Origin of the sequence: Pseudomonas sp. GL-RE-26 (assembly GCF_019956275.1) — a bacterium.
Taxonomy (GTDB): domain Bacteria; phylum Pseudomonadota; class Gammaproteobacteria; order Pseudomonadales; family Pseudomonadaceae; genus Aquipseudomonas; species Aquipseudomonas grandcourensis.
Genome location: NZ_JAHBDI010000001.1, coordinates 78,317 through 92,683, shown reverse-complemented (window position 1 = coordinate 92,683; position 14,367 = coordinate 78,317). Strand labels below are relative to the sequence as shown.

Sequence of the window (14,367 nt, the reverse complement as noted above, 5' to 3'; positions counted from 1 at the left end):
CGATGAATTTTTCCCAATTCTTCATTTCGCGGCCGATCTTCGCAGCGGTGCTGTCGCTGCTGATCCTGATCGCCGGTGCGATCTCGCTGTTCCAGCTGCCGATCAGCGAATACCCGGAAGTGGTGCCGCCGACCGTGGTGGTCCGCGCCAACTTCCCGGGTGCCAATCCCAAGGTCATCGGTGAAACCGTGGCCGCGCCCCTGGAGCAGGCCATCACCGGCGTTGAGAACATGCTGTACATGTCCTCGCAATCCACCGCTGACGGCAAGATCACCCTGACCATCACCTTCGCTCTGGGTACTGACCTGGACAACGCGCAGGTGCAGGTGCAGAACCGCGTGACCCGCACCGAGCCGAAGCTTCCCGAGGAAGTGACGCGCATCGGTATCACCGTGGACAAGGCGTCACCCGACCTGACGATGGTGGTGCACTTGACCTCGCCGGACAAACGCTACGACATGCTGTACCTGTCCAACTACGCCCTGCTCAACATCAAGGATGAGCTGGCGCGCCTGGGCGGTGTCGGTGATGTGCAGTTGTTCGGCATGGGCGATTACTCCCTGCGTGTGTGGCTTGACCCGAACAAGACCGCTTCGCGCAACCTGACCGCCACCGATGTGGTCACGGCGATTCGTGAACAGAACCGCCAGGTAGCGGCCGGTGCCCTGGGTGCGCCTCCTGCACCGAATGCCACGGCATTCCAGTTGTCGGTCAACACTCAGGGCCGTCTGGTGTCCGAGGAAGAGTTCGAGAACATCATCATTCGCTCTGGCGACAACGGTGAAATCACTCGCCTCAAGGACATCGCCCGCGTCGAACTGGGCTCCAGCCAATACGCCCTGCGTTCGTTGCTGAACAACCAGCCGGCGGTGGCGATCCCGATCTTCCAGCGCCCTGGCTCCAACGCCATCGAGATCTCCAACGAAGTGCGGGCCAAAATGGCCGAGCTGAAGAAGAGCTTCCCCGAAGGCATGGATTTCAGCATCGTCTATGACCCGACGATCTTCGTGCGCGGTTCGATCGAGGCGGTGGTTCACACCCTCTTCGAAGCGCTGATCCTCGTGGTGCTGGTGGTGATCCTGTTCCTGCAAACCTGGCGCGCCTCGATCATTCCATTGGTCGCTGTGCCGGTATCGCTGATCGGTACCTTTGCCGTGATGCATCTGTTCGGTTTCTCGCTCAACGCCTTGTCGCTGTTCGGCCTGGTGCTGGCGATCGGTATCGTGGTGGACGATGCCATCGTGGTGGTGGAGAACGTCGAACGGAACATCGAACTTGGATTGACCCCGGTCGAAGCCACCAAGCGCGCCATGCGTGAAGTGACAGGTCCGATCATTGCCACGGCGCTGGTGCTGTGTGCGGTGTTTGTTCCGGCGGCGTTCATTTCCGGCCTGACCGGCCAGTTCTACAAGCAGTTCGCCCTGACCATCGCGATTTCCACGGTGATCTCGGCCTTCAACTCCCTGACCCTGTCGCCGGCCCTGGCCGCAGTATTGCTCAAGGGTCACGACGCGCCGAAAGACCGTTTCTCCAAGGTGCTGGACAAGATTTTCGGTGGCTGGTTGTTCCGTCCGTTCAACCGCTTCTTTGAAAAGGCCAGTCATGGTTACGTCGGCACCGTTGCCCGTGTGATCCGCTCAAGCGGCATCGCCCTGCTGCTGTACGCCGGCCTGATGGTCCTGACCTTCTTCGGCTTCTCCAGCACCCCGACCGGTTTCGTACCCGGCCAGGACAAGCAATACCTGGTGGCCTTCGCGCAACTGCCGGATGCCTCGAGCCTGGACCGTACCGAAGACGTGATCAAGCGCATGTCCGAGCTGGCGCTGAAACAACCCGGCGTGGAAAGTGCCGTGGCTTTCCCTGGCCTGTCGATCAACGGCTTCACCAACAGCCCGAACGCCGGCATCGTGTTCGTGACTCTGAAACCGTTCGACGAACGTAAAGACCCGAGCATGTCCGCCGGTGCGATTGCCGGTGCCTTGAACGGCCAATACGCGAACATCCAGGAAGCCTACATGGCGATCTTCCCGCCGCCGCCGGTACAAGGCCTGGGCACCATCGGTGGTTTCCGCCTGCAGATCGAAGACCGGGGCAACCTGGGCTACGAAGAGCTGTACAAGGAAACCATGAACATCATCAACAAGAGCCACAGCGTTCCGGAGCTGGCTGGCTTGTTCACCAGCTACACGGTGAACGTGCCCCAGGTCGATGCCGCCATCGACCGGGAAAAAGCCAAGACCCACGGCGTGGCCGTCAGCGACATCTTCGACACCCTGCAGATCTACCTGGGTTCGCTGTATGCCAACGACTTCAACCGCTTCGGTCGCACCTATCAGGTCAACGTTCAGGCCGAGCAACAGTTCCGCCTCGAATCCGACCAGATCGGCCAGCTGAAGGTGCGTAACAACAAGGGCGAGATGATCCCGCTGGCGACCTTCATCAAGGTCAGCGACACCTCGGGCCCGGATCGCGTGATGCACTACAACGGCTTCATCACCGCTGAAATCAACGGTGCGGCAGCCCCCGGCTACAGCTCCGGCCAGGCCGAAAAAGCCATCGAGAAACTGCTCAAGGAAGAACTGCCCAACGGCATGACCTACGAATGGACCGACCTGACCTACCAGCAGATCCTGTCCGGTAACACTGCGCTGTTCGTGTTCCCGCTCTGCGTACTGCTGGCGTTCCTGGTACTGGCGGCTCAATACGAAAGCTGGAGCCTGCCACTGGCGGTGATCCTGATCGTACCGATGACCCTGCTGTCGGCCATCACCGGGGTGATCGCTTCCGGTGGCGACAACAACATCTTCACCCAGATCGGTTTGATCGTATTGGTGGGGCTTGCCTGTAAGAACGCGATCCTGATCGTCGAGTTCGCCAAGGACAAGCAACTGGAAGGCCTCAACCCGCTGGCCGCGGTCCTGGAAGCTTGCCGCCTGCGTCTGCGGCCGATCCTGATGACTTCCTTCGCATTCATCATGGGTGTTGTGCCCCTGGTGTTCTCCAGCGGTGCCGGTGCTGAAATGCGTCATGCCATGGGTGTAGCGGTGTTCTCTGGGATGCTCGGGGTGACCTTCTTCGGTCTGTTGCTGACGCCGGTGTTCTACGTACTGATCCGTAACTTTGTCGAGCGCGGCCAGGCACGCAAAGCCGCCAAGGCCGCCCTGAAGCTGGAGTCGCATTGATGAGTTTGAAAGCCTTCCTGCCGAGCCTGCTGGTACTGGCCCTGAGTGCCTGTGCCGTGGGCCCGGACTACAAGACGCCAACCACCGAGGCGGCCCACATCACGGCCGCCACCGATGGCGCCGCCGGCCAGAAGAATTTTGACCGTTCGCGTTTCGAAGGCATCTGGTGGCAGCAGTTCGAAGACCCGACTCTCAACCAGCTGGTGACGAAATCCTTGCAAGGCAACCGTGATTTGCGCGTCGCCTTCGCCCGCTGGAAAGCGGCGCGGGCGATCCGCGACGACGTCAGCAACGACGCCATGCCGACCATCACCAGTCGCGTCAGCAGTGACCTGGGCAAAGGCCAGATTCCGGGCCAGACCACCGACCGGGTCAACAGCGAACGCTATGATCTGGGCCTGGACATGGCCTGGGAAATCGACTTGTTCGGTCGCATCCAGCGCAACCTGGAGTCGGCCAACGCCGAGCAACAGGCGTTCGAGGCCGACCTGTACCAACTGCAAGTCACCATGATTGCCGAGCTGGTGGATTCCTACGGTCAACTGCGCGGCGCGCAGTTGCGGGAGAAAATTGCCCTGGCCAACCTGGAGAACCAGCAGGAGTCGCGCAAGATCACTGTCAGCCTGCGTGATGCCGGCGTCGGCGACCAGCTCGATGTGGAGCGCGCCGATGCGCGACTGGCGTCGGTCGAAGCCAGCGTGCCGCAATTGCAGGCCGAGCAAGTCCGACAGAAAAACCGTATCGCCACCCTGCTGGGTGAACGTCCGGACATGCTGAGCGTGGACCTGAGCCCGAAAGACCTGCCGGCGATCGCCAAGGCTTTGCCGATCGGTGATCCGGGTCAACTGCTGCAACGCCGTCCGGACATTCTCAGTGCCGAACGCAAACTGGCTTCGGCCACGGCGCGTATCGGCGTGGCCAAGGCGGATCTGTTCCCTCGGGTCAGCCTCAGCGGCTTCCTTGGCTTTACGGCCGGGCGCGGTTCGCAGATCGGCTCCTCGGCGGCCAACGCCTGGGCGCTGGGTCCGAGCATCACCTGGGCTGCGTTTGACCTGGGCAGCGTCAAGGCCCGTTTGCGCGGCGCCGACGCCGATGCCGAAGGCGCCCTGGCGACCTACGAGCAACAAGTGTTGCTGGCCCTGGAAGAATCGGAAAACGCTTTCAGTGACTACGGCAAACGCCAACAGCGCCTGATCTCGCTGATTCGCCAGAGCGAGTCCAGCCGCTCGGCTGCCGACCTGGCGGAGATCCGCTACCGCGAAGGCACCGCCGATTTCCTCGTGCTGCTCGACGCCCAGCGTGAACGCCTGGCGGCCGAAGACACCCAGGCCCAGGCTGAAGTCGACCTGTATCGCGGCATCGTCGCGATCTACAAGGCCCTCGGTGGCGGCTGGCAGCTGGAGACGGTGGCCAGCAGGTAATGCGGTTTTAAAGCGCTCCTTTGGTTGGCCGCAACCAACCAATTTCCTTGCCCTGCGTCTCATTCGGTCGCGGGGCTTTTTTTTGAATCCGCCACCAACCCATGTAGGAGCGAGCCTGCTCGCGATAGCGGTGTGTCAGTCGACATCATCTTCGAATGTGAGTCCGTCATCGCGAGCAGGCTCGCTCCTACAGGGGGTCAGTGTTGGTCTTTGGAGCTGTGGTTTTCCTGGACGGTCACAGTGGCGGTAGTCCCCGCTCTCAGGTTGTTTTTACCGGCATAGTCGGCATCGATCTCGATCCGCACCGGCACCCGTTGCGCCAGTTTGATCCAGGTGTAACTGGGGTTGATGTTGGCCAGCAGGCGGCCACCGGGCAGGTTTTCCCGGTCGGCGATGGCGAAGGCAATGCTCTGCACTTTGCCGCCGAACGTTTCGCCACTCATCAACTCGATCTTGACCCGATCACCCTCCCCGATCCGCGGCAACTTGGTTTCTTCGAAGTAACCGCTGACATAGAACGATTCACTGTCCACCAGCGCCAGCAAGGGACCGCCGGCCGAGGCGTAGTCGCCCTCCCGGGTCAACAGGTTGGTGACATAGCCGGTCACCGGGGAGACGACATGGGTACGCTGCAAGTCAAGCTCGGACTGGGTCAAGGCCGCTATAGCCAGTTGCACGTTGGCCTGGGCCAACACCAGATTGGCCTGGTTACGCAGCAGGTCTGCCTGGGCCACAGACACATCGGTGTTGGCCTTCTCCCACTCTTCGCCGGAAATCGCCGAACGATCCTTGAGCGTGCGCCGACGCTGCTCCTCGCTCTGGCGTTGTTTGAGCAAGGCTTCGCTGGCGGTAATGGCCGCCTGGGCCTGCCCCAGCGAAGCTTTCGCCACCTCCACCGCGCGTTTGGAATGCTCCACCGCGAGGGTGTAACGCGCCGGATCGATCTCCAGCAGCGCCTGGCCTTTGTTCACATGCTGGTTGTCCTGCACGGCCAGGCTGACGATTCGCCCCGAAACGTCGGCGGACAAGGTCACCACATCGGCACGCACCCGGGCATCCCGGGTCCAGGGCGCGCGGGTGTAATGCTCCCAGGCGAACCAGCCCAGGATGAAGGCCAGCAGTACCACCGCTACCGTCGAGAGTCGGGAAAGGATGTTCTTCAAGGCATCAGGCTCCCATGACCAGAATCAGCGTGGCGCAGACGCAGGCGTACAGCGCGCCTTCGAACAACGCCTCGTGCCAGACGAACTGCAGCACGCCGAGGCGCCGCAACGTCCAGTCCAGCAGCAGGAAAATCGGCAAGCCCAGCAGCAGCGCCTGGGCAATCGGGGGCAGATAGGCACCACCCACTTCCAGATCAATGGGCAAGGACAGGGTCTCCTTCAAGGCCTGAGGGTTGAAAGTAGCCGCGATAGCGCTCCACGAACGACACCACGATCAACAGCGCCACACGCATGCGAAACACCGACCACAAGTGCTCATGGACATCGGTATGCAGGGCATCCAGGTCGTCGCCCAGGGTGTGAAGGCTATCAAGCACCAGCGCCACTTCGACCCCGGGCCGGCCGGCGACCAGCCGGCCTGTTTCCCGGACTGTCGAAAACAGGCGACTTTGCAGATCCGGGCTCAGCAGTGCGTTGTTCTGCCCCTGCTGTCTGAGCTGATTCAAGGCAATACCCAGTGCCATGCAGGCCAGGCTGACTTGAAACAGCTCGCGCGATTGTGGCTCCCGGGTCGCGGGCAGTAGCCCCAGCATCATGGTCAGGCGGTCAACCATGCGGCTCTCGAAGGCAAACTGCTGCTCATCGGTCGCCGAGGTTTTCAGCAAGGCGTACACCTGCTCGCCGTTCTCTTTGTGGAGCCGGCGCATGCGCAAATCCGGCATGTACGGAAAAATCAGCGCATAGACACTCAAGGCCAGTACGGTCGCGCAGGTATAGGCCCCGGCAAACTCGAACCACTGGATGGCGGTGTTTTGCCCGATCCCTACGTTCAACGGGCCAAGCAACAAAAACGTCGTGAGCCCCAGGCCAATGCCGGTACCTGTGGTGGGTGGGCTGGCCAATCCCACCGCTACGGCGTAGAGCAAGGGCACCAGCAGCAAGGCAAGCATCTCGAAATTGCTGATCATCGGCACAAACAGGAACTGAAGGAGCGCCGAGGCCACCAGTGCCAGCCCGAATCCCCGGGCATAGCTTTGCACCGCCAGCAGCGGCCGGGGAAACGTCGACATCAGCGAGCACAGGATGCCCAACAGCACCATCCCGCCTCGGGCACCGTCCCAGCCGGTTTCGATCCAGATCAGACCGGCGATCAACAGTGCGGAAAAGGCCCGGATGGCGTTCATGGTCGCCAGGGTAAAGTCCAGGTGCAGCGGGTTTTCCCGCCCGCGATACACGCTGCTGGCCGGACGCCCGCTCTGGATGGCATCGCTCAATTCCAGAATCTGCTCAAGCTGCTGTAGCAGGCGCGCCTGTTCCCAGCGCAGCGACCAGGCCAGCGAACGCAAGGTGGCCGGCAACGGCTCGGTCAATTGTTCGGCCCTGTAGGCGAGCTCATCAAAGCGTTGTTGCAGCGAAATGAAATGGTGGCGCTTTTCACTGGACAGCGAACGCCCCTCTTGCGCCAGCTCATCGAGAAAGGCCAGTTCTTCGGCGCGCAGCCGTTGAATCTCTTCAGGCAACTCGCCCTCCCAGCGCTCGGTCAACAGCAGCCGCTGGTGGCGCAAGGCAGTCAGACGCGCGGTCAATAGCACCAGTTGGTTGCCCAGCAGTTGCACCAGACCGTTGGCGCTGCGTAACCGTGGTGCATCGAAGTACATGTGTCGACGCACGCCCTCCAGGCCGCTGATCTGGCCCAGCAGCTGCATTTGCCGCTGCTGGAAATCGGCTTCGCTCTCTTCGGTGCGGATGACGGCGCTGGCATGGGTCGCCAGCAACCGGGTGATTTGATCGATCCTGGCGAAGTAATCCCGGGCCACGGCCTCTGGCCTGGCGGTGAGCAGACTGACCACGCACACGCAGGCAACCGCCAGCAAGGTTTCGGTGAGGCGGGTCACCGCCAGTAAAAAGGTGCCGTCCTGATCGGGAATCGCCAGCAACGCGATGACCACGGCGGTGTAGCCACTGAGTACGAATGCCCCGGAACTGGTGTAGCGCAACAGCGTGCCACCGGCAGTGCACAGCGCCAGCCACAGGGCCAGGGTGGTGATGAACGGCAACGGTGCCTGGGGAAATATCGCCATGATTGCCACCGCTACGACGGCCCCCGTGGTGGTACCGATGACTTGGCCAAAACTGCGGGCCAGCACCATGCCGCCCAGTGGCTGGCTGATGATGACCACGGCCATGATCGACCACTTGGGCTGGTCCAGGTCGAACAGAAACGCCAGGTACAGGGTCAACAACCCGGCCGCGATGGTTCGCAGGGCAAACAGCAACACCCCGGGACCGGGGTTGAGCATGGCCTTGAAGTACTGCAACAACCCTTGCATGGGAACACTCGTCGAGACACCTCCAGCAAGCGTAGTCACTGCTGCGGGGCCTCGACAGGTTTTGCTGTCGACGCAGCTTGCAGGTCCATCGATAGTCGGCTGAAGGGCTGTTCAACCGTTTGAATCAAGCGTGAACGTCGTCAAGGTTTGACTCAAGGCCTGGCCTGACCGAAGCTGGCGCCTTTGCAAAAGCTTGCCAGCTTCCGGATTCCTGCATGCCCAAGTCCCGCCGCATTCTGTTTATCAGCCTCTTCGCCCTGCTCGTCATCGGTTTTGCGTGGTTTTCCCTGCGCGATACCACCCCGGTGGTTCCCGAAGCCATCCAGCATGGCTACAGCGAAGCGCTGGCGGCTGCCCGTGCCGGTCAACCGGGTGCCGCGCGGGTGCTCTATCAGCAATTGGCCCGTCCGGACCTGTCCCCCAAGCGTCGTATCTGGTTGCATGCCGAACTGCCCAACTACCCAAGCTCGGTGGCCCTGAAGCTGGCGGATGCCGACTTGCAGAACGAGTCGCCCGACGTACGTATCGCGGCGATCAGGAGCATCAGCGGCCTGGTCCCGAACGGCCAGCGCAGTCTGCTGCTGGGCCCATTGCTCGAAGACAGCGAACAAAGCGTGCGGCTGGAAGCCATCAACGCGCTGCTGGGGTTGTCCCCGGATGACCTGGGTTTGTATTTCGGGCCGCTGGAACAAGCCATCGATGCCTGGGAGCAAGTGCTCAGGAGCGAGCCACAAAGCGCTGAAAACCAATACCAGCTGGCCCGACTGCATTTGCACAACGCCGAACTCAAGGAAGCGCAACAGGCGCTGGACAACACCCTGCGCCTGGCGCCGGACAACCTGCCGGCGCTGGTGCTGCAAATCGAAGTGCTGGATAAACAGGGCCAAAACGACGCCGCCCGGCAACTGTTGGCCAGGCAACTGCAGGCACAGCCCAACTCCGCCTACCTGCAACATGCCCTGGGGCTCTGGCTGCTGCATCACGAGCAAAGCGAATTCGCCCTGCTCGGCCTGTCCAAGGCCGTCGAACTTGAGCCCAATAACCGCGATTACCGCTACGACCTGGCCACCACGTTGCACGGTGAGCAGGAGCTCGAAGCGGCGCAGAAACAGTTGCAGGAAGTCGTTCAGCGACATCCCAACGATCGCAAGGCTCGGGTGCTGCTGATCAATTACTGGAAGGAAAGCGGGCAGCTGCAAAACGTGCAGGTCCTGTTGGCCCAACTCGAACAGATGAACCCCGATGATCCGGCGTTGCAACAAGGGCTTTGACCCCGACTGAAATTTCGTTGAACCGTCGTCCTGGCCAGGGGTCAAGTGAAAAGGCAGCCTATTGCCATACGTCGCAATGGCAGCCTCGTTGACCTTGGCCATATGAGGACGCTTGTTTGTCTCTATCCAACGATTTGAACCGAGCCAAGGCCGCCACCGGTATCGAAGGTCTGGACGATATCCTCAACGGCGGATTGTCCCGTGGTCGTGTGTGTTTACCGGGAGGCGAGTTCCGCCAGGACGCCTTGTCCCATGGATGGCAACTGGACAATATCCCGTGAAGGCCGTACAAGCGCCACCCGAACGCGCCATCATCCTTGCACCGCGGGGGCGCGACGGCCAGATTGCCTTGATGATGCTCAAAAAAGCAGGGTTCCACGGGGTGATCCGTCACGATCTGCCGGGATTGTGCGCCGAAGTGGAGCACGGTGCCGGGCTGTTGCTGATCTCTTGCGAGGCACTGTTGGGCCGTGATCTCGAACCGCTGATCCGGCTGATTGAACAACAGCCCGCGTGGTCGGACCTGCCGATCGTGTTGATGACACACCATGGTGGCCCGCAACAGAACCCGGCATCATGCTTCGGCGCGCAATTGGGCAACGTCACCTTCCTTGAACGACCTTTTCACCCTGTCACACTGATCAGTCTGGTCAACACCGCCTTGCGCGGGCGTCGACGACAGTACGAAGCCAGGGATCGCCTGATTGACTTGAGCCAAAGCAAATTGCGCCTGCAAAACACCCTCGAAACCCTTGAACAGCAGGTGGAGGAGCGCACCGCGCAACTGCGCCACAACGAAGAAGTGCTGCGCCAGTCGCAGAAAATGGAAGCCGTCGGCCAGCTCACCGGCGGCATCGCCCATGACTTCAACAACATGCTGACCGGCATCATCGGCAGCCTGGAGTTGTTGCGTCGACGTCTGGCCCGGGGGCGAACCGAAGACCTGGACAGCCTGATCGACCTGGGGGTGACGTCGGCCAACCGCGCGGCAGGCCTGACGCACCGCCTACTGGCGTTTTCCCGGCGCCAGTCGCTGGACTCCAAACCCGTGGAGATGAACAGCCTGGTGATCTCCATGGATGAACTGCTGCAACGCAGCATCAACGAAACCATTTGCCTGGACATGCAACTGGACGAACAGCTGTGGGTGGCCGAAGCCGACCCCAATCAACTGGAAAGCGCCCTGCTCAACCTTGTGATCAATGCCCGCGATGCCATGCCCGATGGCGGCAAGCTGCTGGTCTCGACCTCCAACCAGCACCTTGACGAGGACTTCACTCAAGGCCTGAGCAATCTCGATGCGGGTGACTACGTGGTACTCAGCGTCACCGACACTGGCTGTGGCATGCCGCAAAGCACCATCAACCGCGCCTTCGACCCCTTCTTCACCACCAAGCCCATCGGCCAGGGCACCGGGCTGGGGTTATCGATGATCTATGGTTTCAGCAAACAGTCTGGAGGTCACGTCGCCATCCACAGCGTCGTGGGCGAAGGCACCACGGTGAGTCTGTTTCTGCCGCGCTTTGGCGGTGACCTGCCCCGGGACCATCCACTGGACGTCGAACATTCACCTTTCGCCAACAATGGCGAGACGGTGTTGATTGTCGAAGACGATCCGGCGGTGCGGGTCCTTGTCAGTACAGTGTTGAGCGATCTGGGTTATGCCTTCGTCGAGGCCTGTGATGGTGATAGCGCCGTGCCGATACTCGATTCGCCTCAGCGCATCGACCTGCTGATCAGCGATGTCGGCCTGCCCGGCATGAATGGCCGGCAACTGGCGGAAATCGGCCGACAACTGCGGCCCGACCTCAGGGTGCTGTTCATCACCGGCTACGCCGAACACGCCGCGGTGCGCGGCGGGTTCCTCGATCCGGGCATGCAGATGATCACCAAGCCGTTTACCTTCGACCTGTTGACGGCCAAGGTCAGGGAGATGATCAGGGTCTGAACGCTTACGAAAGCATGTCCTGCATCAATTCCTGCAATTTATCCAGATCGAAGGGTTTGTCCAGGATCGGCGCCTTGCGTGTGATCGGGCTGTCGGTTTCTCGGATTTCCTGGGCATAGCCGCTGATGAAAATCACCTTGAGTTCCGGTCGCAGCTTCACGGCGGGCTCGGCGATCTGCACGCCGGAGATTCCTCCGGGCAGGCGGAAGTCGGTGATCATCATGTCCAGGTGCGGTTTGCTCGCCAGGATCTCGAAAGCCTGTTCGCCGTTTTCGGCTTGCAACACGCGGTAACCTTCGCCCGACAGATAAGCGGACAGCACCATCAGAATCGAGGGGTCGTCCTCGACGACGAGTACTACATCTTGTGCATCTTCGCTCATGGGAAGCCTTTGTTCGGTCAATTGCTGCTGATACGACCGTGGGGTCGATCAGAGGTTGCGTTTACCTGGCTGTTTTCCTACAGCGGCAGACAAACGCGAAACAAGGCGCCTTCGCCAATCCTGCTCTGGACGCTAATAGTACCGCCATGGGCGGCCACAATCTGTTCTGAAATAAACAACCCCAGGCCCAGACCGGCGACGGCGTGTTTGGCCGATACCCGCTCGAACTGCTGGAAGATCCGCTTCTGGTTTGCCTCGCTGATGCCGATCCCTTGATCCTGCACGTCCACCAGCGCCTGGCCACCTTCACTGTAGACCTTCACCGAGATCGGGCTCTTGGCTCCGTAGCGCAAGGCGTTGGTCAACAGGTTGGAAATGACCTGTTCAATACGAAACTCGTCCCAGTTTCCGATCACCGGTTGCGCGGCATCGAGCGAGACCGAGGCCTCGGCGACGTCGATCTGCTGGGAAAAGTTGTGCAAAACGTCGTGAACCAGCGTCGAAAGGTCAACGCGCGTCGGACGGATCGACAACTTGCCGGTGCGAATGCGCGAGACATCGAGCATGTCTTCGATCAAGCGGATGAGGCTTTTGATCTGCCGCTCGTCGCGGTCGACCATCGCGTGCATCTTGTCCAGGGTGAACGCGGTGGCGTTGTCCCGGGCCAGGTGCATCTTGCGTAGCTGGGTTTCAAGGATCAGTCCGTTGAGCGGCGTGCGCACTTCGTGGGCGACGATGGACATGAAGTCATCGCGCATGCGCACCGCCTGCTCCAGTTCCAGTTGAGTACTTTGCAGTTGCTTGAGCAGGGTCTCCTGTTCGCGGCGACTTTGCTCAAGGGCCAGCACTTGCTCCTTCATCGCCTTGCTCTGGCGATACAGGTCGACGAACACACTGACCTTGCTCTTGACCGCCTGGATGTCCAGCGGCTTGTGCAGGAAGTCCACGGCTCCGCTTTCATAGCCCTTGAACGCGTAGTTCAGTTCACGCCCGGCGGCGCTGACGAAAACGATCGGGATGTTCCTGGTCTTTTCCGTGCCACGCATCAACTCGGCCAACTCGAAGCCATTCATGCCGGGCATCTGCACATCGAGGATGGCCAAGGCGAATTCGTGTTGCAACAACAGGGACAAGGCTTCGTCGGCGCAAAGGGCCTTGTAGACGATGCGGTCCTCACGCTTGATCAGTGCTTCGAGCGCCAGCAGATTCTCCGGCAGATCGTCCACGATCAGCAGTTTGGCCTTGATATTACTCAGCATGCGATTCGTTCCAGTTCGACAAGCAAACGGCCGATGCCGCGTACAGGAAGTATGTGATCCGGCTGGTGCATCTCCAGGGCGGCCTGGGGCATGGTGGCGACCTGAGCCTCTTGCGGGTCTTGCACGATGGTCAGGCCACCGCGCTGCTTGACCAGGGCCAGGCCGCGCGCGCCATCGCGGTTGGCGCCGGTGAGCAGTACCGCCGCCAGATTGGCGCCGTACGCATCGGCGGCCGATTCGAACAGGTAATCGATGGCGGGTCGCGAATGATGCACGCGAGGCTCCAGGCTCAGGGAAAAGCTGCGGTCCCGCTCCACCGACAGGTGATAACCGGGCGCGGCGAAATACAGTGTGCCGGCTTTGACCGGGGTCTTGTCGCACGCTTCCAGCACCGGCAGGGCAACCCGGCGAGAGAACACGTCCGCCAGCTGGCTGCGGCGCTCGTCCGGCATGTGCAGCACGACAATGATTGGCAGTGCGAAGCCTTCGCGCAGCGGGCCGAGGATGTTCAACAGCGCCTCGACGCCACCGGCGGAGGCACCGATCACGATCGCTTCGATCGCCGGCAACTTCGTTGCACTGTTCATGATTTTCGATAGATCCGTTCTTGTTTGACCAACGGTTCGAACTGATCGCCGAAGGCTGAGAAATCCGGGGTTTCCTTACTGCCCAGTACCAAAAAACCGCGATGGCAGAGGGACTCATGAAACAGTCCGAATGCCCGATCCTGAAGTTTTTTATTAAAGTAAATCAGTACGTTACGACATGAAATTAATTGGGTTTCGGAAAATACGCTGTCCGTCGCCAGGCTGTGATCGGCGAAGGTCACGTTCTCGCGCAGGGTCTTGTCGAAAATCGCGTACCCATAGGCCGCCGTATAGTAGTCGGCAAACGAACTCTGGCCACCGGCCTGCTGGTAATTAGCAGTGTAGGCGCGGACGTTCTCCATCGAGAATATCCCTTGCTTGGCCTTTTCCAGCGAGCGCGGATTGATATCGGTCGCATAGATGATCGTGCGGTCCAGCAGGCCCTCTTCGCGCAACAGAATGGCCATCGAATACACCTCCTCACCGGTGCTGCATCCGGCGATCCAGACTTTGATCGAGGGGTAGGTTCGCAGCAGCGGCACCACTTCCTTGCGGATGGCCAGGAAGTGCGAGGGGTCGCGAAACATCTCGCTAACCGGAATGGTCAGCAACTGCAGCAGTTGCATGAACGCGGCGGGGTCGTGCAGGACCTTATCCTGCAATGCCGAGATGGTGTTGCACTCGAACTGGCTCAACGCATGGTTGACCCGGCGCTTGATCGAAGCGCCGGAGTAATCTCGAAAATCGTAGCTGTACTTGAGGTAGATCGCCTCGATCAACAAGCGCAGTTCGATTTCGCTGTTTCGCTCCACTGAAAAACTGCC

Annotated in this window: 11 protein-coding genes and 1 pseudogene; 5 read left to right on the top strand and 7 right to left on the bottom strand. The window is 60.7% G+C overall.

Features of this window, described 5'->3' with window-relative positions:
* Positions 1-2 precede the first annotated feature (2 nt).
* Together KGB07_RS00440 and KGB07_RS00435 are read left to right on the top strand one after the other, a co-directional pair.
* Positions 3-3,182 (top strand): efflux RND transporter permease subunit, encoded by a 3,180-nt coding sequence (locus KGB07_RS00440; RefSeq protein WP_046042031.1) that lies wholly within the window; start codon positions 3-5, stop codon positions 3,180-3,182.
* Positions 3,182-4,603, top strand: coding sequence for an efflux transporter outer membrane subunit (locus KGB07_RS00435; RefSeq protein ID WP_223464101.1), 1,422 nt, complete (start codon positions 3,182-3,184; stop codon positions 4,601-4,603). The genes KGB07_RS00440 and KGB07_RS00435 overlap by 1 nt, the downstream gene beginning before the upstream one ends.
* A 197-nt stretch (positions 4,604-4,800) precedes the next feature.
* Here KGB07_RS00435 and KGB07_RS00430 read toward each other — a convergent pair whose 3' ends face one another.
* From KGB07_RS00430 to KGB07_RS00420, 3 genes are read right to left on the bottom strand one after another with little or no spacing between them, the layout of a single operon-like run.
* The gene (locus tag KGB07_RS00430) at positions 4,801-5,766 is read right to left on the bottom strand and encodes an HlyD family secretion protein (RefSeq protein WP_046042033.1); all 966 of its coding nucleotides are present in this window, start codon (positions 5,764-5,766) and stop codon (positions 4,801-4,803) included.
* Positions 5,767-5,770: 4 nt separating this feature from the next.
* Positions 5,771-5,971 carry a DUF1656 domain-containing protein gene (locus KGB07_RS00425; RefSeq protein WP_032829912.1) on the bottom strand — a complete coding sequence of 67 codons (201 nt, stop codon included), beginning with the start codon at positions 5,969-5,971 and terminating at the stop codon, positions 5,771-5,773.
* On the bottom strand, positions 5,961-8,096 hold the full coding sequence (locus KGB07_RS00420) for an FUSC family protein (protein WP_223464100.1): 2,136 nt from the start codon (positions 8,094-8,096) through the stop codon (positions 5,961-5,963). The genes KGB07_RS00425 and KGB07_RS00420 overlap by 11 nt, the downstream gene beginning before the upstream one ends.
* Positions 8,097-8,311: 215 nt before the next feature.
* Between KGB07_RS00420 and KGB07_RS00415 the strand changes: the two genes are divergently transcribed.
* The 3 genes and pseudogenes from KGB07_RS00415 to KGB07_RS00405 all read left to right on the top strand — a co-directional run bounded on the left by KGB07_RS00415 (position 8,312) and on the right by KGB07_RS00405 (position 11,315).
* Positions 8,312-9,367, top strand: a complete 1,056-nt coding sequence (locus KGB07_RS00415; protein ID WP_046042036.1) for a tetratricopeptide repeat protein — start codon at positions 8,312-8,314, stop codon at positions 9,365-9,367.
* 116 nt (positions 9,368-9,483) lie between these two features.
* A pseudogene (locus tag KGB07_RS00410) lies at positions 9,484-9,639 on the top strand (circadian clock protein KaiC); the annotation flags it as partial.
* 5 nt (positions 9,640-9,644) lie between these two features.
* Positions 9,645-11,315 (top strand): response regulator, encoded by a 1,671-nt coding sequence (locus tag KGB07_RS00405; RefSeq protein WP_223464099.1) that lies wholly within the window; start codon positions 9,645-9,647, stop codon positions 11,313-11,315.
* A gap of 4 nt (positions 11,316-11,319) precedes the next feature.
* Here the strand turns inward: KGB07_RS00405 and KGB07_RS00400 are convergent, their stop codons facing one another.
* The 4 genes from KGB07_RS00400 to KGB07_RS00385 form a co-directional block, all read right to left on the bottom strand.
* Positions 11,320-11,697 carry a response regulator gene (locus KGB07_RS00400; protein ID WP_007970583.1) on the bottom strand — a complete coding sequence of 126 codons (378 nt, stop codon included), beginning with the start codon at positions 11,695-11,697 and terminating at the stop codon, positions 11,320-11,322.
* A 77-nt stretch (positions 11,698-11,774) separates the two neighbouring features.
* Entirely contained in the window at positions 11,775-12,956 is a 1,182-nt protein-coding gene (locus tag KGB07_RS00395) for a hybrid sensor histidine kinase/response regulator (protein WP_223464098.1), read from the bottom strand.
* A complete protein-coding gene (locus KGB07_RS00390) occupies positions 12,950-13,543 on the bottom strand; it encodes a chemotaxis protein CheB (protein ID WP_046042041.1) in 594 nt (197 codons plus the stop codon). Before KGB07_RS00390 ends, KGB07_RS00395 begins: the two co-directional genes overlap by 7 nt.
* Positions 13,540-14,355: a CheR family methyltransferase gene (locus KGB07_RS00385; RefSeq protein WP_404942364.1), complete on the bottom strand. Its 816-nt coding sequence runs from the start codon at positions 14,353-14,355 to the stop codon at positions 13,540-13,542. Before KGB07_RS00385 ends, KGB07_RS00390 begins: the two co-directional genes overlap by 4 nt.
* Positions 14,356-14,367 lie beyond the last annotated feature (12 nt).

What these genes read in the sequence shown, in the direction of transcription:
- KGB07_RS00440 (WP_046042031.1), top strand. Translation starts at nt 3, where the DNA reads ATGAATTTTTCCCAATTCTTCATTTCGCGGCCGATCTTCGCAGCGGTG.
- KGB07_RS00435 (WP_223464101.1), top strand. Translation starts at nt 3,182, where the DNA reads ATGAGTTTGAAAGCCTTCCTGCCGAGCCTGCTGGTACTGGCCCTGAGT.
- KGB07_RS00420 (WP_223464100.1), bottom strand. Translation starts at nt 8,096, where the DNA reads ATGCAAGGGTTGTTGCAGTACTTCAAGGCCATGCTCAACCCCGGTCCC.
- KGB07_RS00415 (WP_046042036.1), top strand. Translation starts at nt 8,312, where the DNA reads ATGCCCAAGTCCCGCCGCATTCTGTTTATCAGCCTCTTCGCCCTGCTC.
- KGB07_RS00400 (WP_007970583.1), bottom strand. Translation starts at nt 11,697, where the DNA reads ATGAGCGAAGATGCACAAGATGTAGTACTCGTCGTCGAGGACGACCCC.
- KGB07_RS00395 (WP_223464098.1), bottom strand. Translation starts at nt 12,956, where the DNA reads ATGCTGAGTAATATCAAGGCCAAACTGCTGATCGTGGACGATCTGCCG.
- KGB07_RS00390 (WP_046042041.1), bottom strand. Translation starts at nt 13,543, where the DNA reads ATGAACAGTGCAACGAAGTTGCCGGCGATCGAAGCGATCGTGATCGGT.